Origin of the sequence: Paenibacillus sp. FSL L8-0502 (genome assembly GCF_038593055.1) — a bacterium.
Taxonomy (GTDB): Bacteria; Bacillota; Bacilli; order Paenibacillales; family Paenibacillaceae; genus Paenibacillus; species Paenibacillus polymyxa_D.
Genome location: NZ_CP151958.1, coordinates 5604431 through 5622701, shown reverse-complemented (window position 1 = coordinate 5622701; position 18271 = coordinate 5604431). Strand labels below are relative to the sequence as shown.

The following is an 18271-nucleotide window of genomic DNA, read 5'->3' as shown; positions in this document are numbered from 1 at the left end:
TATTTGTGCGCCAATCCGTCAGGGATTATAACCCCAAGGACAGGCTTCACTTGAGAAACAACTCAAGGGAGCCTGTCCTTTTTTGGTTTTGGCAGGTTTTACTGTTCAGGATTTTGCAAAATCCTCACTATTTTAAAGTACAGAAGGAGCGATACTCGCATAATGAAAGTTTTGGAGGAACGTATTCGTCAAGAAGGACAAATTTTATCTGACACCGTATTAAAGGTGGATTCATTTTTGAATCATCAGGTAGATACAGCATTAGCATTAGAGATTGGTAAGGAGTTTGCACGCCTGTTCGGCAGTGCTCCGATCACCAAGGTGCTTACCATTGAAGCTAGTGGTATTCAATTTGCAATGGCTACTGCTATTGCCTTGGGGGTCCCGTTCATTTATGCGAAGAAAAAGAAGGCCATCACGCTGAATGAGCAGGTATACTTCGCAGAGGTTCATTCGTTCACTCGGCAGGAAACCTATCAGGTGAGTATCTCCCAAAAATACCTTGATGCCAGCGACCATGTGCTGATCGTAGATGATTTTTTGGCAACTGGTGCAGCATTGGTCGGACTTACGGATATTGTAAAGGAAGCAGGAGCGGAGCTGGCCGGGGTTGGCTGTGTGATTGAGAAGAGCTTCCAGGAAGGCCGTGGACTGTTGGAGCAAAGAGGCATCGCCGTACGTTCTCTTGCGCGTATCGCTTCCATGGCACCAGGCGAGGTCGATTTTATAGAGGAAGCTGGCGTAGTAATTGCTCCTGTTAAGGAGAATGTGGGATGTTAAGTAAACAAAAGTTATTCGCACTGGGCTTCCAGCATGTCATGGCGATGTACGCTGGAGCCATTGCTGTACCTCTAATTGTAGGGGGAGCATTGCACCTGACGCCAGCCCAGATGGCTTATTTGGTGGCTGCCGATCTGTTCACTTGCGGGATTGCTACGTTATTACAAATTATGGGCACACGCTTTTTCGGTAGTAGACTGCCTGTCATTTTAGGCTGTACGTTTACGGCAGTAGGGCCTATCATCGCGATTGCTTCGACCTCAAATTTGGCGACAGCGTACGGTGCCATTATTTTGTCTGGTATATTCGTGGTGCTTGCGGCACCGCTGTATGGCAAGCTGCTACGCTTTTTCCCGACGGTCGTTACGGGTTCGGTCGTTACAATTATCGGTCTATCCCTTATTCCGGTGGCGATGAACAATGTAGCAGGTGGCCAGGGCAGCGCGGATTTTGGACAGCCGCGTAATTTGCTGCTGGCGCTGGTTACATTATTGGTTATTCTGCTTGTGAATCGGTTGGCAAAGGGCTTTATGCGCTCGATTTCCGTGCTCATCGGTCTGTTTGCAGGCACGGTGGTTGCTTATGCGATGGGAATGGTGCATTTTGCTCCCGTGGCAGATGCGTCATGGGTGAGTGTTGCGCAGCCATTTTATTTTGGTAAGCCAGAGTTTAGCATTATGGCAGTTTGTACGATGATTATCGTCAATATTGTCAGCATGGTCGAGTCTACGGGTGTTTATCTGGCAGTAGGCAAGGCGATTGATCAAAAGGTAGAGCAAAAGCAGATCGTCAATGGACTCCGTTCGGAAGGACTTGCGATTATGCTTGGGGGTATTTTTAACGCGTTTCCTTATACAGCCTTCTCGCAAAATGTGGGTCTGATCTCGCTCACACGCGTCAAATCGCGGAACGTTATTTTTGCTGCGGGCGGTATCATGGTTGTTCTCGGTTTGCTGCCTAAGCTGGCTGCTTTAACGACAGTGATTCCTAACGCTGTGCTGGGCGGGGCGATGATCGTCATGTTTGGCTCGGTCGCTGCATCAGGCATGTCTATTTTGTCAGAAGTGGATCTGCGAAAGGAAAGCAATCTGCTGATCGCAGCATGCAGTATTGCCGTGGGCCTAGGCTCTGCCGTTCTGCCACAAATGTTCGACCAGCTGCCGAGCTTTGCCAAAATGCTGCTGCAAAATGGTATCGTTTCGGGCTCGATTACAGCGATTGTCTTGAACATCGTTTTGACGAGAAAACAAGGGGAATCGGTCAAAAGTGTGACGGTTCAGGAGGTTCCACAGAAGGTTTGATGATTGGAATCAGATAAAGAAAGCCGGAGAGAAAGCGTAAGCTTCTTTCCGGCTTTTTGGCATGGAGTTACCCAGAATGGGTTATTTATTAAGCAGCATGAAGTTATTGATGAAACCCTCTTCCTGTATAAAGATCGGGGTTTGGATTTTCGAAGTAAAGTCATAATAGTACACGCCGCGTCCTTCCTCCTGATTTTTCTGAGAGGCGCTGCCTAAATAGTAGATCCCCTTGCCGTCTGGGGACATATAGATAAAGCTGCGGGATGAAATGGGTAGCTCTAATTTGGTGCGTTTTCCAGTCGCAATATCAACAAGGCTATACTCGGGGTTGCCGTGATTAATGAAACGGGCAGTTACTAGGAGCAACTGATCATTACTGCTGGACATTGATAAGATTTGTTCGTTCTTTAGTGTAATGACAGACCGCTCTTGTTTAGTGGCGTTGTTGATCTCTGTAACCTTGTAGCTTGCTGGCATAGTAAAAGTATTGTTTTTTGACGCAATATCTGACCGTTTATCTTGCTCTTTCTCTGAAAACTGTGTAGTATAAATTGTTTTTTTTTGCCGGATTATAGGCTATAGACCAGGTGTGTTTATCTTGGTTTTCATCATGTAAGAACTGCATTGTATGAGTCGATTTATTGTAGAAAATTGTTTTAAGTGTACGCTCTCCTTTTTTGACTGCAGCTAGTATAAGTGGACCTTCTGGAGTAGTTGGCACTATACGATTAATGGCAAATAAATTATCGGATAATTGTTTAGTTTTTTTGAATTTAAGTCGTACGAAAATAGTTGGTCTCCCTTATCATCCACATCGGCAGAGTAATAAATTTTGTGATCAGGTAAGGACACCAGGGAAAGCGGGTATTGAGAGGTATAAGGAACATCGGCCAGTTTGGTCATTTTTTTACTGCTTAAGTCATATGTCATGACTCGCATAACCATACCTTTATCTGTATTTTTCCCATTCACATATTCTGTATAGGTCATGGATAGATATTGGCCTTGTTCTGAAGGAACTGTTTTTTTTCCTGATAGAACTTCTTTATATGGGACTGATTGCGTTGATGGAGCAGAAGATGGTGAGCAGGCAGACAATAGAGTTGGAACGAGCAAGTAAATTATAATGAAGCGAAAGCTGCTTGTTTTCAAAAGCGAACATCCTTTCTAAAGATGAGAAATTTACTAAATCGATTATGTTAAGAAAAAAGGGAAAAGGACAGGGTGTAGGCCCTATCCTTGTTTCACATGAAGAAATTAGAACGTATAAAAATATCGCCCCGAAAATGAGAGAGACGAACTCCATGTCAAGCCCAAATCCTGTACACCTGTTTTCCAAATATCAACAACAGCATCTGGCAGACTCCCATTGTCAGCCTTAGTGAAATCATGGACATTATTGTTGTCAATATTTCTTACGGAGATTTTTGTTCCAAACTCAGGGTTATCAATAGCCCCTTTTGTTGCACAGTCGCCTCTTTTTAGTGAATTGGAATTCTCACCAGTTGAGTCCGTAAAATTTGTCCCTCTACCTGTGCCTTGAACCTTGCCATTCGAAGTTCCGGTAATGACAATTTCATTATTATGCGCTCCGTATGTATAAGTCCCAGGTGCTTTGCGTGTACCGCGTGGTAATGCCTGAAGTGAAACACTATTAGTTGTAATCGCATTTTCCTTTTGATCAGGTAAGATAATATCTTTGATGTAACCTTCACCATCATAAATTACTTTTAAACCAGGCTGAGGTTCAGGGTTGTCAATATGATATACCGGCAGTGATTTGGCTTCTTCTTTGATTTCCTTAATTAGTGCCTCTTCTTTTTGTAGCTCAATTTGTTGTTCAGCAGTAAGTGGAGCAACAGCAGCTAGAGATTTTTGTGGTTCAGGTACAGGAGTTCCTTTTTCCAATACAACCATGTTATTGTTCTCGTCATATTGGATGATTGTACCCGCCAACATTTGGTCAGGGATTTTTTCCCCTTTCTCAGCATGAGAGATTGCTGGACTGACGACTCCCCAAGAAATGAGTAGCGTTACAGCTAGAAAAGCTTGTGGTAGATACTTTACTTTCATACAAAGCTTCTCCTTGAAAAATTTGTAAATCCATAGATAGCATAAATGAGCTCACATACTATGTCAACCTTTTAATGGAATATATGAATATATTTATCTATATTTTTATAAGCGAGAGTTCATTAGCCTGACATATACGACATTTAATGACAGTTTTATAACAGCAGATTTGATAGTCCAGTAGGAGTAAGAAGCTAAAGGAGTTCTCCAAATGAACATTAGGAGCTTATTAATCTACTAGAACAATTTGCTAGAGTGATGGGTGATATCATGGTATAATTTACCTTATGGATTTTGAATAGTGGTGGATGTTTTCGGACCACGGTGTAGCTTCCTGAGAGGGGGTGAAGCCGATGGTCAACCTTGTGTCGTGCTACGATGTGTTGCGTTGGATGGTTACGTTACTAAGCCTGGTGTTTAGTATTCGTAAACTTTATCGCTGGCTACGTCGGAAATTTCGGAACAAGCGAAAACCCACCGCGTAATTAGGTTGGCCCCTAACGGTGGGTTTCGTTTGCATTAACCATTAGTTATGCAGCGCGCCGTGGGTGATCCACAGCCTTTCAAGTCCTAAGAGTCTTTGCCGTTGGCGCGGCGAAGACTCTTTTTAGTATACGGACACGGTGGTTTACTCTATACCTAATTTTAACACTTCAATTGCGTACACGCAATTGGAGGTTAGGTCTTGTTTCTACCTTATCGTTCAAATTTAAATTATTGTGCAGCCTTTATTGACAAGCCTGTGACAACAAAATAAGATCGTAATGAAAAGAAATAAAGGAAGAAAACAGGTGTGAGCCGGACAACTCTATGTATGGGGTTTCGTAGAGACGATGTACATAGTTGTTGAGCATGTTCACTTAAAAGGGAAGTTCGGTTGATTCCGACACGGGCCCGCCACTGTATACAGGCATCAGCAGGATACTGCTGGAGCTTTCAGAACAGCCACTGGAATTGTGAAGAACCGGGAAGGCCTGAAAGATACGCCTGGAGTCAGGAGACCTGCCTGTTTTGACATCACTGTCAGACCCACGGGATGCTGGGGAGGTGGTTAGGCGTGCTGCATACGGAATGTCTGAAACCGATCTGATCCCTTCTATGTTTTTGGAGTTGGCTTCGAGGTGAGTTCTGACATTTTATATTGAAGGCATTTCTGACTGCTAATTAAGTGGTCTGGAATGCTTTTTTCGCGTTTTGCGTTAGGTTTATGCGATTTTACAAGATAGAGGGGGATTCATCGAATGATAAGCAGTCGTAGTAGGCGTTCATGGTTGATATGTACAGGGGTGATGCTGCTGCTGGCAGTTATGGCTCTTTCGGGATGTGCCAGCAATAGGACGTCGGATAGCTCCGGCAAGGGTGAAAACGCGTCAGCACAACAAACAGCGACAGATAAAAAGCTGGTAATGGCGTATACATGGAAACCGTCAGGCGTTGACCCGCATGGAGATAATAGCTGGGATGTGATGCGATCCGGTGCAGGTGAGACACTGGTACGTTTGAATGAAAAGCTGGAGCCTGTGGCTTGGCTGGCAAAGGAGTGGAAGCAGGATAGCCCTACAGTTTGGACGTTCAGCTTGCAGGATAAAGTCACTTTTCATAATGGAAAAAGTATGGGTGCAGCAAGTGTAAAAGCGTCTTTGTTACGCTCTATTGAGAAAAGCCATCTGGCGAAGGATTTACTGAATGTGAAGTCCATTGATGTAAGCGGCCCGCTGGCCTTGAAGATCACGACAAACCAGCCGAATGCGGCGTTGGTGTCTAATCTAGCTGATCCATCGACGATTGTACTGGATGTGGCATCGATGAAAGATGAACAGAGTTACCCAGCGATGACAGGCGCCTTTAAAATCAAAGCGTTCAACAAGGACCAATCGTTGGTCGTGGAGCGTTATGACGGATATTGGGGCGAGAAGGCACGACTGGCTGAAGCGACGATGAAGTTCATTACGGACGGGAATTCGCGCCTGATGGCGCTGCAATCCGGCGAGGTGGACGTAGCGACGGATATTCCGGTTGATAACGCAGAGGTACTGAAAAAGAACGGCAAGCTGCAAGTGCTGTCAGCTCCGTCCTTGCGCACCCATATGATCGTGTACAATATGGAATCGCCAGTATTCAAGGATGTGGCGAACCGTAAGGTGGTGGACAGCCTGATTCCACGCGCATCGATTGTGAGCGCCGTCATGAGGGACTTCGGTACGGAGGCAAGCAGCCCGTTCCCGAGCATTCTTCCCTTCGGTAAAGTTGAGCGTAAAGCGCTGGACGGAACGGCAGAGCAACTGTTGACGAAGGATGGCTGGCAGAAGGACGCCCAAGGGACATGGACTAAGCAAGGCAAGCCGTTCGAGGTTACGCTGCTGACTTTCCCTCAGCGTCCGGAGCTCTCTGTTATGGCTGAGGTCATCCAAAGCCAATTGCTGAAAGAGGGAATCCAGGTCAAGATTCGCAAGGTGGAAAATATCGACGAGGCGTTGACCAAAAACGATTGGGATTTTGCTATGTACAGTATGCTTACTGCTCATACAGGAGAGCCGCAATATTTTATGGACATGTTTTATTCTTCGAAAAGCGAAGCCAATGTAAGCCGTTATAGTTCCAAACCGCTAGAGAGTATTCTGAACAGCTTGAAGCTGGCGAAGGATACAGCGCAGCGTAATGCCATGACACTACAAGCGCTGGATATCATCAATACGGATTTGCCACAGTCGTTCATTGTGCATCCTGATAATGTGTTTGGCGTGAAAAAAGGGGTGGGGGGGTTTACACCGCATCCGATCGAGTATTACTACATTACAGCGCAATCCGATATTGCGGAATAACGAGCTGCGTATCCTATGATTCGTTTTATACTGGAACGTGTGGCGCAGCTGCTTATCATTGTATTCGTGGTGTCCACGCTGACTTTTGTACTGATGCGGCTGGCCCCTGGAGACCCTGCTACCATTTTGCTCACCGCGCATAATATCCCTGCCTCTGAGGAGGCGTTGACGACGCTACGAAAGGAACTGGGCTTAAACGAACCGCTTCATATTCAATATGTGAACTGGCTGCGGGATGTGTTCACAGGGCATTGGGGCACTTCGTATGTATCCAAGGAGTCGGTGCTAGCCGAACTGTGGAACAGACTTCCTGCTACTGTGGAGCTAGCTGCTGCGGGCTTCGCCGTCATGACGGTGCTTACGCTGGGGCTGGGGCTAGCTGCCTCGCTAAAAATCAGCGGCCCACTGGATCGTCTGGGCAGGCTGTTCGCCCTGCTGGGATCGTCGATCCCCTCTTTTTGGTTTGGTTTTCTGTTGATCTATCTATTCTCCGTTCGCTTGGGCTGGCTCCCATCCATGGGAAGGGAGGACTGGACACATCTAGTGCTCCCAGCGCTGACTCTTGGCGCAGGTTTGGGAGCTGTGCAAGCACGCGTACTGCGCGCTCAAATGCTGGAGCTGGGTGACCGGAATTTTGTGAAAGCAGCGAAGGCTCGAGGCTTTTCACGTTTGCATATCCTGTTTTTTGAGATATTTAGGCATGCGGTTCTGCCTATAATTACACTGCTAGGTACCAATCTATCATTTATGCTGGCAGGTAATGTGATTGTAGAGACCATTTTTTCATGGCCGGGGTTGGGCAAGTATTTTATAGATGCGATTACACAGCGAGATTATCCGGTGATTCAGGGGTATGTTATTTTCGCCGTATTTTTAATTGTAGGAGTTCAGTGTTTGGTGGATGTGGTCCAGACGGCGATAGATCCGAGGCTACGTTTGCGTTAAGGAGGAAGCTGAAAATGAAAAAGATACGGCTTTCCTTTCAAGGGAGCTTGCTGGCAGGAGGCGTACTGTTTGGTCTGATCGTGCTGCTTGGGTTATTGGCTCCATGGGTCGCTCCTCATGATCCTCTCCAAGTGGACCTTTTGAACCGTCTGGCACCACCCAGCCGGAAATATCCTTTCGGTACGGATCATCTGGGCCGGGATGTGCTATCACGGCTAATTTACGGGATTCGGATGAGCGTGCTAATCGCATGTGCGATTACTGTAGCTACGTTGTGCTTCAGTCTGCCTATAGGGTTGCTTATTGGTTATGTGCGCGGACGCGTGGACCAGCTGGTTATGCGAGGAATCGACGGGGTACTGGCTTTTCCTGATATTATTTTAACAGTGGCAATTGTCGGTATTTTGGGTCCGGGTTTTGTTAACATGACCCTTGCGATTATTGCGGTACGGTGGGCGGGCTATGTCCGATATATCCGTAGTCTGGTTCAAAAAGCTTGTCAGGAGGACTACGTTCGGTATGCCCGTTTATCCGGCAATTCACACGTACGTATACTGAGCCGTTATGTATTGCCACAAGCGTTGCCGCAATTGTTGGTTTATGCGGTATGGGATATCGGACGCGTGGTGCTGATGATCGCTGGGCTGTCCTTTCTTGGACTGGGGGTACAGCCGCCCAAGCCAGAGTGGGGCGTGATGCTGCATGATGCCACCTCATATTTTCAGGTGGCTCCGCATGTCATGATTTTCCCAGGCTTGGCGATTATGCTATTCGTACTTGCCTGCCAGCTTTTGGGCGACCGCTTTTCGGAAAAGGAGGCGGCCAAATAGTGGAGGATCAAACAGCCCTTGGGGGCAAGGATACGATAGAACAAGTGGCAGGTCGAAAACCGTTGTTACACGTGGAACATTTGGAAATCTGCCGCACAGGCGTAGGAGCAAGCAGAAGTGGGAGCAAACCACTGCTGCGTGATGTGAGCTTTTCCATATATTCAGGGGAGATTGTGGCCCTGACCGGACCGAGCGGATGCGGCAAGAGCCTGACCGCACACGCAATCGCAGGCATGCTGGAGCCAGGTATCGGTGTTACGCATGGGCGTATCTACTATAACGGGGAAGACATTCTCCCGTTCCAGGAACGGCGCTGGCAAAGGCTGCGACGAGAGGATATTGCCCTGCTCATTCAACAATCGCTGAGCGGGTTAAACCCAATCCGGACTGTCCGCGCCCAGCTGATGGATACGCTTAGACTGCACGGGCGGCGTTGGATGCCGCATGACCAGATGGAGCCGGAGCACGCTGGTGCTGCATTATCCCACAATGCACCGCAGCAAGTCCACCCACTGGGCGTGCTGCCACGGATACGGCAGATGCTGAGCCGTGTCTCGGAGATAGCCAGAGGAGGCGCTAATCCAGTGCGGGAGGCCTATTTGCGCTCTCTGCTCTGCAAGGTAGGGTTTGAAGATCCTGAGCATATTTTGTCGTCGTATCCTTTTGAACTAAGCGGAGGCATGTGTCAAAGGGTGCTGCTGGCTGCCATGCTAAGCTCCGGTCCGAGCCTCTTTATTGCCGACGAGCCGACTACGGCGCTGGATGTGATCAACCGCGATAAGGTCTTGGCATTGCTGCAACAGTTGAGAGAAGACTTTGATCTCACCATATTGTTGATCTCACATGATCGCCAGGGTATGAGTCGCATAGCAGATCGAGTGTTGGAGATGAGCCCGGAAGGAAGGATGCACCAGTGATGCTGGAATTGAAGAATGTGACCAAAGCATACCCTGTCCGCAAACGGAGAAAAGGTTGGTTCAGCACGCAAGATAGCGAACAGGCCGTGAAGAAGGTGAGTCTGGAGATACGACAAGGAGAATGTCTTGGACTGGTTGGAGAAAGTGGAAGTGGCAAAAGCACGCTGGCACAATGTATTCTGGGGCTGGAGTCGTTGACCTCAGGAGAGATTTGGCTGGATGAACAGCCCATTCACACCGGAAAGATGAAGGATGTTCAGCTGTACAAGCGAATCCAGTTGGTTGCACAGGATTCGTCCTCCTCGCTGCATCCCCGTATGACCATTCGAGATATTTTAATGGAGCCAATCCACAACTATTTCCCTGAGCGAAAAGCGCAGGCGCTGGATATTTGTCTGTCTCTATTGGAATCGGTAGGATTAGAGGCTGACAGTCTGGAAAAATACCCAGCTCAGCTGAGTGGCGGACAAAAGCAGCGGGTATGTATTGCCCGAGCTTTGGCGGTGGAGCCAAATATTATCTTGTTCGATGAATCGATCGCCAATCTGGATACGACAACGCAGTCTTCTGTATTGGACATGCTCAAGAGAATGCAGGTGGAACGTCAGTTGTCCTACCTATTTATCACTCACGATCTCCCATCTACTCGTCAGTTTTGTGACCGCGTTGCCGTCATGGTTCAGGGGGAGATTGTGGAAATATTTAAGGAATGGGATGAAGAATTGTTACAGCATGAGTACACGCGTACTCTATTTCAAACGTTGGCGAATTAAGCCATAAGTTTAGGATTTCAAAATCCTCATTCTACAAATTCAAAAGAAATAAGAGGGTTGCTTGTCGAATAGTGTTGACAAAATTGAGCGTGATACCTATTCTAAATATGATTATGATAATCATTATCACATATATAGAAAAGGGGAAATACATTGATGTCCGTTCGACACCGCAAGACTGCTACCCTTATGTTGGTGGCGCTCCTCTTATTATCCGTTGTTTTGGGCTGCGCAAAGCAGGAGAACACACCTGCATCCACCTCTACTGACGGAGCTGCCAATGAAAAGTCGATCACGCTATCGTGGCCGCGTGACATTGGCACGATGAATCCTCATGTATACAATCCTTCCCAACTTTTTGCACAATCCATGGTTTATGAGCCGTTAGTCAGCTACAAGCAAGGAGGCAAGCTGGAACCTGCTTTGGCTGAATCCTGGACTATTTCCAAGGACGGTAAGACATATACGTTTAAGCTGCGCAAAGGTGTAAAATTTTCGGATGGGACACTATTTAATGCGGCTATTGTCAAAAAGAATTTTGACGCTATCATGAAAAATGAGAAAACACACAGCTGGCTTGGTATAGTAGGCGTTCTCGACAAAACTGAAGCTGTAGATGACAGCACTTTCCGAATGATGCTCAAAGAGCCATACTACCCAGTGCTTCAGGATTTGTCTGTCGTTCGTCCGTTCCGTTTTCTGGGTGAAGCTGGGTTCCCGGATGATGGAGATACGTCCAAAGGAATCAAGAAACCTGTAGGTACAGGACCTTGGATGCTGGATGAATACAAGCAAGATGAGTATGCAACCTTTAAGCGTAATCCGAACTATTGGGGTACTGCACCGAAGGTGGATAAAATTACGGTAAAAATCATTCCCGATGGCGAAACCCGTGTGATGGCCTTTGAAAAAGGCGACCTGGATCTGATTTATGGAGAGGGTGTCATTAGTCTGGATGCCTTCAAACAGCTTCGCGACACGAATCAGTATGTTACCACGCTGTCCGAGCCTGTCGGAACAAGAAGTCTGTTGCTCAACTCGTCCAATCCCAAGCTGGCAGACCTTCGGGTACGTCTGGCCCTCCAGCATGGCTTTAACAAGCAGGCAATGGTGGAAGGTGTGACTTCAGGGCTGGAGGAAAAAGCGGATACGGTTTTATCCAAAAACTATCCGTATACGAATGTAAACCTACAGCCTGTTGGCTATGATGTGGAAAAATCCAAAGCGTTGCTGGATGAGGCTGGCTGGAAGCTGCCCGCAGGCGGTACAGTACGGGAAAAAGACGGACAACAGCTGGATTTTGAGCTGATTTTTGATAAAACCGATCCAATCCAAAAGGCGATGGCTGAAACCATTCAGGCCGAATGGGGAGAACTGGGTGTCAAAGTGAACCTGACCGGACTGGAGCTGACGGTTCAAATTAAGCGCCTTAGATCCAACCAGTTTGATCTGTACTTCTGGTATAACTATGGTGCGCCTTATGATCCGCATTCCTTTATTAACGTCATTGCCAAGAAGAGCTTCGGAATTTCCGAGACGCTGAGCGCCCTTCCGATGAAGAAAGATCTGGATCAGCAAGTACACGAGGCGCTCTCATCGACAGATGAAACCAAGCGCCAAGAGCTGTATGCTTCGATTCTGAAGACGCTTCAGGAGCAATCTGCCATTGTGCCTATTTCGTATATTAAGAAAACGGCAGTGTATCAGAAAAAGATTACGAACTTTGTATTCCCGGCCAACCGGGATGAAAATCCGTTTGGTGGGCTTGAAATCGGGAAGTAGTTAAAAACGAAGGGTAACGTTCGTTTACAGGATAGGAGGACAACTCATGATCAGCTATATCGGGAAGCGAATGGTAGCGGTCATTCCTATTGTTCTCTTTGCCACCCTCGTTACCTTTGCACTGATTCATATTTCACCAGTTGATCCGGCCGAGGCCTATTTGACGGCTGCTCATATTTATCCTACTCCAGAGATTCTGGAGCAGAAAAGACATGAGTTCGGGCTGGATGAGCCTTTGCTGACGCAGTATATGCATACACTTCAAAGAATCAGTCAATTGGACTTTGGTACTTCGTATCTGACCAACAAGCCGGTATGGGATGAGGTCAAAGTTCGGCTGCCCGCCACTTTTGAATTGGCTGTGAGCAGTATGGTGCTATCTATTCTAGTGAGTATCCCGTTGGGCGTGCTAGCGGCGATGCGTAAAAATGGCTGGATCGACATGCTTAGTCGAGGAATTTCATATTTTGGGGCGTCTATTCCCCAGTTCTGGCTGGGATATTTGTTAATCTTCTTTTTCTCTGTCCGATTGGATTGGCTCCCTGTAGAGGGGCGAGGAACGTGGCAGCATCTGGTGCTGCCCACGTTAACCCTGTCGCTGGTTCTGATTGCTTTATATACGCGCCTGCTGCGTTCCAGTGTGTTGGAGCAGCTGCAGGAAACGTATGTGCAGTATGCCAGAACTAGAGGACTCCGTGAGCGGGTGATCATGCTCAAGCATGTACTGAAAATTGCCATTGCTCCACTGATTACAAGTATGGGTATGAACCTGGGCAAACTTTTGACCGGAACGATTATTGTGGAGCAGGTGTTTTCATGGCCCGGGTTTGGCCGTTATTTTGTGGAGGCGATTTTTAACCGGGATATTCCCGTCATACAATGCTATGTGTTTTTGGCGGCATGCCTGTTCATCGTATGCAATTTGCTCGTTGATCTGGTGCATTTGTATATGGACCCCCGAATTTCATCGAAGGGACGAGCAGAGCAGTGATGATAAGATTGCGTACAATGTTCAAAGGTCAAAAGGTAATCGTGGTCTGCTCTGTCGTACTGGCTGCTCTTTTTATTATTATGGCGCTAGCTCCTTGGCTGGCTCCCCATGATCCGGTTAAAGTCAGTTTACTGCACAAGCTGGAGGGACCTTCCAAAGAGTACTGGTTGGGAACTGATCATTTGGGTCGGTGCAATTTATCCCGGTTGCTGTATGGCGCACGGATTTCGCTAGGATTTGCAACCTTAATTTTCCTGTCCTCGCTTAGCATCGGCGTTGTGGTCGGGTCGCTTGCGGGTTATGTGGGCGGCTGGGTCGATAGTGTGCTGATGCGGTTTTGTGAAGGTATTATGGCGTTTCCGAATTTGGTGCTTGTGCTGGGCATTGTCGGTATTTTTGGACCGGGCCTCATGCAGGTGCTGCTTGCATTAATGATGGTGCAGTGGGTGTATTATGCCAGAATGTGCCGCAATATGGTCGTCAGTCTGAAAGAACGGAATTTTATAGCTGCCGCAAGGATCAGCGGGTCCTCCTCAGGAGCCATTATCCGGCGGCATATTATTCCGAATGTGCTGCGGCCGATTGTGGTCATTGGTACGCTGGAAATGGGCTGGGCGATCATGGATATTTCCGCGTTGTCGTTCCTCGGTTTGGGCATCCAACCGCCGACTCCCGAATGGGGAGCGATGATTCATGAGGGAACGGGATACATCCGCAGCCATCCGGAATTAATGATCTATCCGGGGGTTATGATTCTGGTGGTGGTGATGGCCTTCAATATATTGGGGGAGGCGCTGTCCGACCGATACGGAATTGCCAAACGTCAGTAAAACAGGAGTGAGTTACAACGATGGACGACAGGGCGAAGGTGCTGGAGGTCAGCGACTTACAGGTGAAGCTCAGAACCGATGCAGGAGCGGTGTCTCTGCTGGAGCCAATTCATTTTGAGCTGAGAAGGGGACAAGTTCTGGGTCTTGTCGGCGAGAGTGGAAGCGGCAAAACGGTGACTTGTAAAGCGTTGCTCCAACTGTTGGATCGCCAGACGATGGATATAGAAGGAAGTGTCCGTCTGAATGGGCGCGAGCTGAACGAAATGGCGGCCGGTGAGATGCGGCGTATTCGGGGCAAGGAAATCGCATTTATTATGCAAAACCCGATGAGTGCCTTTACGCCAGTGTATACGATCGGAGCTCAGTTTATGGAAACGGTTCGCACGCACACCGGATTAACCAAACGACAGGCCCATGAACTTGCCATAACAGCTCTGGAAAATATGAATTTACCCGATCCAGCCAAGCTGATGAAGCGTTATTCGTTTCAGTTGAGTGGCGGGATGCTGCAACGGGTCATGATCGCCATCTCCATGTGTCTGCGGCCAGCAGTGGTTATTGCCGATGAACCGACGACGGCGCTTGATGTGGTCAATCAGCTACAGGTGCTAAGAGAGCTGGATCGCTTGCGTACGGAATACAATACGTCCATTTTGCTGATCTCGCATGATCTGGGCGTCATTTCCCAATTGGCGGATGAAGTGGCTGTCATGCAGCAGGGTCGTATTGTTGAGCAGGCTGAGGTCCATCAGTTGTTCAATCACCCGCAGGATGAATATACGAAAATGCTGCTGCATGTCAGACCCAAGTTGTCTCTTCGGGGCATAAATCAGGTAGGTGGTTAGTCGCCTGTTCGACGGTCACACTTTCAAAAGGGGAGCGAATGCGCATGCTACAAGTGAAGGAAGTAACCCATAGCTATGGAAGGCGCAAATGGCTGGGCCGCTCTGAACCACGTCCCCCTGTGTTGGCTAACGTTTCGCTTACTATAGAGAGTGGATTTTGCCTGGGCTTACTTGGAACCAGTGGAGCTGGTAAAAGCACGCTGGGCAAGATTATTCTAGGGCTGGAGAAGCCGCAGGAGGGTCAGGTTCTGTTCCAGGGACAGGACATTTATAATGCGAGTCCCCAGGTCCTCAGGGGACTGCGACGGGATATGCAAGTCGTATTTCAGGACTGCCACTCTGCTGTAAACCCCCGAATGACCGCTGGGCAGATTATTGGGGAGCCTTTGGACAATTACGAACGGTTATCGGCGCAGGAACAAAAAAGAACAGTCGAAAGCCTGCTGGAACGGGTTGGCCTCAAGCCAGAGGATCGGATTAAATATCCGCATCAGTTCAGTGGCGGACAATTGCAGCGGATCAACATTGCACGGGCGATTGCGCTTAAACCAAAGCTGATCGTGCTGGATGAGTCCGTCAGCAGTCTGGATATGGTTCACCAGATGCACATTTTATCCCTGCTGGGAGAACTGAAATCTTCGTTTGGATTGTCATATCTGTTCATCACGCATGATATTCGGGCGGCATACGCCGTCTGCGATGGCATTGCTGTGATGGAGCACGGGAGATTGATCGAGCGCTGTGATGAGAAGGATCAGATTTTTGAATCTGCTCATCCTGCTGTACGGCGGTTGATCTCGTCCATTTTGCCAGAGCATCCAGCAGAGCGTTTTCCGCTTCATGGATAACAGTGGACCCGCAAGGGTCTTTTTTTGTGCAACATATAGCTAAATAATCAATATGAAATTTACTTGTTGTATTATTTGAATAACCCGTTATAATATAAAATCATAGTAAATTACTTGGATATTAAAAAGGGGATGTCATAATATGAAGAAATCTGCTTTGGTAGCAGCGATTGGCCTATCTCTTGTGTTATTAACGGGTGCCTTGAGTGGATGTTCCTCGAAGGATGCGGCATCGGGGGATAAGGTCATCTATGTCGGCACACAAAATGACTACCCACCGTTTGCCTTTACGAATGATAAAAATGAGCTGACCGGATACGATGTGGAAGTAGTCAAGGAGATCGACAAGAAGCTGGACGGGTATAAGATTGAATTTGTACCTTCGGGTTGGGATGCGATATTCCTTGCCCTGGATTCGAATAAAGTTCAGATGATTGCAGATGAAGTTGCCAAAAATCCTGAACGTGAGAAGAAGTATTTGTTCTCGGATGAGTCCTATTTCTCGGCTCAGTCTGTTATTATTGTGAAAAAGGGCAGAACGGATATTCATTCCCTCAAGGATTTGGAAGGCAAGAAGGTAGCAGCCTCGGTAGGCGACTCCTACACACAGTTGCTGGAACAGTATAATGCGAAGAACGGGAATAAAATTATTTTAAAATACAATGATACAGGCACTTCGTCCGATAACCTTCAAGACGTGCAAAATGGCCGAGTGGACGCTTATGTGAATGATCCGGTTATGGCGGCGGCAACGATCAAGAAGGAAGGTTTGCAGGTGGAAGCTGTGGGCGAGCCGGTGCAAAGTGATAACATCAACCTGGTGTTTAAAAAGGATAAGCAGGGCGAAGAGCTGAAAGCTAAAATCGACCCGATCATTAAAGAGCTGAAAACGGACGGAACACTGAAAAAATTGTCTGAACAGTGGACAGGTGGAGAATTTATTCCTCAGTAATAACAATGTAAAGGGTAAAGTGGGGTTCCTATGGAAAAGCTGTTTGATCTTGATTATATGTTGAAAAGCCTTCCCCAGATCGTCGAGTATCTCCCCGTGACCTTATGGATTGCGTTTGTGTCCATGCTGCTGGGTGGGATCATCGGGTTAGCTACGGCTTTAATCCGGATATACAAGGTGCCTGTCTTGGCGCCATTGTCTACGTTGTATGTCTCGTACATTCGGGGAACACCGCTCATTGTGCAGCTGTTTCTCGTATATTACGGAATACCCAAGTTTCTGTATTATTTCCAGAGCGAATATGGATTCTTACAGCAGTTCAATGTCTATGTCATTCCGCCCGAGCTGTTTGCGTTGCTCTCATTTTCATTGAATCTCGGGGGATACCTGTCGGAGACATTTAGGGCGGCGATTCATTCGGTCGATCGGGGACAATTTGAGGCTGCTAATTCCATCGGCATGAGCCAAACACAAATTATGCTCAAAATTGTACTGCCGCAGGCGTTGACGGTGGCTTTGCCCAATTTGGGAAACACGCTGATCAGTACAGTGAAGGATACGTCTTTTATTTTTATGATTGGTGTCGTCGATATGATGGGACAGGCTAAAATTATGGGCGCGCGGGCGCTGGCTTTTTTTGAGGTGTATGTTGCGGTGTCTCTGATTTACTGGTTGGTGTGCATTATTATTGAGCGCGGACTTGTCGTGCTGGAGAAGCGTATTCGAATTTACGAAAGAAGTGAGTAAGGGTATGATTCAACTTCATCAAATTCATAAGTATTTTGGACAGCATCACGTGTTGAAGGGCATAGACCTGACGGTGGGCAAGGGAGAAGTCGTGGTGATCCTGGGCCCAAGCGGATCGGGGAAGTCCACGCTGCTGCGCAGCATTAATTTTTTGGAACAGCCGACCAGTGGTGTCATTGAAATTGACGGTGTAAAGGTAGACGCGGCCAAGGCGGGAAAAAAGGACATTCTCGGACTACGGATGGCAACGGCCATGGTATTTCAGCAATATCAGTTGTTTAAAAATTTGAATGCACTCCACAATGTGATGATTGGTCTGACCAGTGTGAAAAAGCTGGATCGTAAGCAGGCGAGGGAGATCAGTGAAGGCATTCTGGAAAAGGTCGGGTTAAAGGATCGTATGACTTATTATCCTGCCCAGCTTTCGGGTGGACAGCAGCAGCGAGTTGCGATTGCCCGTGCTTTGGCACTAAATCCGCAGGTGTTGTTGTTCGATGAACCGACATCTTCACTTGATCCTGAACTGGTAGATGAAGTGCTGTCCGTGATTCAAAAGGTGGCGAGTGAAGGCAATACGATGATTATTGTCACGCATGAGCTTGGTTTTGCGAGAGATGTAGCGGATCGGGTTGTGCTGATGGAGCATGGCGTGATCGTGGAGCAGGGACCCGTGGAGCAGTTTTTCACCAATCCGAAGGAAGAACGGACACGGCAGTTTCTGGGCAAAGCGTTGGTACAGAGAGTGCCACAGGAGCAGCCTGTATCCCCATAAGAAGTACGTGGATGGCTTATAGGTATGTGCAGCGGCGCTGTAGACTTATTGCACCTATGTAAA

General features: G+C 47.7%; 18 protein-coding genes and 1 riboswitch. Of the genes, 15 read left to right on the top strand and 3 right to left on the bottom strand.

The window, feature by feature from the left end; genetic code table 11:
* Positions 1–162 precede the first annotated feature (162 nt).
* Positions 163–780: a xanthine phosphoribosyltransferase gene (locus tag NSQ57_RS24620; protein WP_069012276.1), complete on the top strand. Its 618-nt coding sequence runs from the start codon at positions 163–165 to the stop codon at positions 778–780.
* Complete coding sequence (locus tag NSQ57_RS24615) at positions 774–2081, top strand: nucleobase:cation symporter-2 family protein (RefSeq protein ID WP_029518809.1); 1308 nt, start codon at positions 774–776, stop codon at positions 2079–2081. Before NSQ57_RS24620 ends, NSQ57_RS24615 begins: the two co-directional genes overlap by 7 nt.
* An 81-nt stretch (positions 2082–2162) precedes the next feature.
* On the opposite strand, the gene NSQ57_RS24610 is transcribed toward NSQ57_RS24615, so the two are convergent.
* The 3 genes from NSQ57_RS24610 to NSQ57_RS24600 form a co-directional block, all read right to left on the bottom strand.
* Positions 2163–2558, bottom strand: a complete 396-nt coding sequence (locus NSQ57_RS24610; RefSeq protein ID WP_342425443.1) for a hypothetical protein — start codon at positions 2556–2558, stop codon at positions 2163–2165.
* Positions 2559–2801: 243 nt separating this feature from the next.
* Entirely contained in the window at positions 2802–3233 is a 432-nt protein-coding gene (locus tag NSQ57_RS24605; RefSeq protein ID WP_342425442.1) for a hypothetical protein, read from the bottom strand.
* A 105-nt stretch (positions 3234–3338) separates the two neighbouring features.
* Positions 3339–4154 carry a hypothetical protein gene (locus NSQ57_RS24600; RefSeq protein WP_342425441.1) on the bottom strand — a complete coding sequence of 272 codons (816 nt, stop codon included), beginning with the start codon at positions 4152–4154 and terminating at the stop codon, positions 3339–3341.
* A gap of 824 nt (positions 4155–4978) precedes the next feature.
* A riboswitch (cobalamin riboswitch) is annotated at positions 4979–5179 on the top strand.
* Positions 5180–5395: 216 nt separating this feature from the next.
* Between NSQ57_RS24600 and NSQ57_RS24595 the strand changes: the two genes are divergently transcribed.
* The 13 genes from NSQ57_RS24595 to NSQ57_RS24535 all read left to right on the top strand — a co-directional run bounded on the left by NSQ57_RS24595 (position 5396) and on the right by NSQ57_RS24535 (position 18208).
* The gene (locus NSQ57_RS24595; RefSeq protein WP_340886845.1) at positions 5396–6976 is read left to right on the top strand and encodes an ABC transporter substrate-binding protein; all 1581 of its coding nucleotides are present in this window, start codon (positions 5396–5398) and stop codon (positions 6974–6976) included.
* 15 nt (positions 6977–6991) lie between these two features.
* Positions 6992–7921, top strand: a complete 930-nt coding sequence (gene nikB / locus NSQ57_RS24590) for a nickel ABC transporter permease (RefSeq protein WP_165145644.1) — start codon at positions 6992–6994, stop codon at positions 7919–7921.
* 14 nt (positions 7922–7935) lie between these two features.
* On the top strand, positions 7936–8751 hold the full coding sequence (locus tag NSQ57_RS24585; protein WP_340886842.1) for an ABC transporter permease subunit: 816 nt from the start codon (positions 7936–7938) through the stop codon (positions 8749–8751).
* Positions 8751–9668: an ATP-binding cassette domain-containing protein gene (locus NSQ57_RS24580; RefSeq protein WP_342425440.1), complete on the top strand. Its 918-nt coding sequence runs from the start codon at positions 8751–8753 to the stop codon at positions 9666–9668. The genes NSQ57_RS24585 and NSQ57_RS24580 overlap by 1 nt, the downstream gene beginning before the upstream one ends.
* Complete coding sequence (locus tag NSQ57_RS24575) at positions 9665–10441, top strand: dipeptide/oligopeptide/nickel ABC transporter ATP-binding protein (protein WP_341071399.1); 777 nt, start codon at positions 9665–9667, stop codon at positions 10439–10441. The genes NSQ57_RS24580 and NSQ57_RS24575 overlap by 4 nt, the downstream gene beginning before the upstream one ends.
* A gap of 156 nt (positions 10442–10597) precedes the next feature.
* A complete protein-coding gene (gene nikA, locus NSQ57_RS24570; protein WP_318627746.1) occupies positions 10598–12223 on the top strand; it encodes a nickel ABC transporter substrate-binding protein in 1626 nt (541 codons plus the stop codon).
* 46 nt (positions 12224–12269) lie between these two features.
* A complete protein-coding gene (gene nikB, locus NSQ57_RS24565; protein WP_340957414.1) occupies positions 12270–13214 on the top strand; it encodes a nickel ABC transporter permease subunit NikB in 945 nt (314 codons plus the stop codon).
* Complete coding sequence (gene nikC, locus NSQ57_RS24560; RefSeq protein WP_080658671.1) at positions 13214–14044, top strand: nickel ABC transporter permease subunit NikC; 831 nt, start codon at positions 13214–13216, stop codon at positions 14042–14044. Before nikB (NSQ57_RS24565) ends, nikC begins: the two co-directional genes overlap by 1 nt.
* 20 nt (positions 14045–14064) lie before the next feature.
* A complete protein-coding gene (locus tag NSQ57_RS24555) occupies positions 14065–14889 on the top strand; it encodes an ABC transporter ATP-binding protein (protein WP_342425439.1) in 825 nt (274 codons plus the stop codon).
* Positions 14890–14927: 38 nt separating this feature from the next.
* Positions 14928–15737, top strand: coding sequence for a nickel import ATP-binding protein NikE (gene nikE / locus NSQ57_RS24550; RefSeq protein ID WP_342425438.1), 810 nt, complete (start codon positions 14928–14930; stop codon positions 15735–15737).
* Between the two features lie 142 nt (positions 15738–15879).
* Positions 15880–16689, top strand: coding sequence for a transporter substrate-binding domain-containing protein (locus NSQ57_RS24545; RefSeq protein WP_165145665.1), 810 nt, complete (start codon positions 15880–15882; stop codon positions 16687–16689).
* A gap of 30 nt (positions 16690–16719) precedes the next feature.
* Positions 16720–17436, top strand: coding sequence for an amino acid ABC transporter permease (locus NSQ57_RS24540; protein ID WP_013312615.1), 717 nt, complete (start codon positions 16720–16722; stop codon positions 17434–17436).
* Positions 17437–17440: 4 nt separating this feature from the next.
* Positions 17441–18208, top strand: a complete 768-nt coding sequence (locus NSQ57_RS24535) for an amino acid ABC transporter ATP-binding protein (RefSeq protein WP_340886833.1) — start codon at positions 17441–17443, stop codon at positions 18206–18208.
* The last annotated feature ends 63 nt before the right edge of the window (positions 18209–18271 follow it).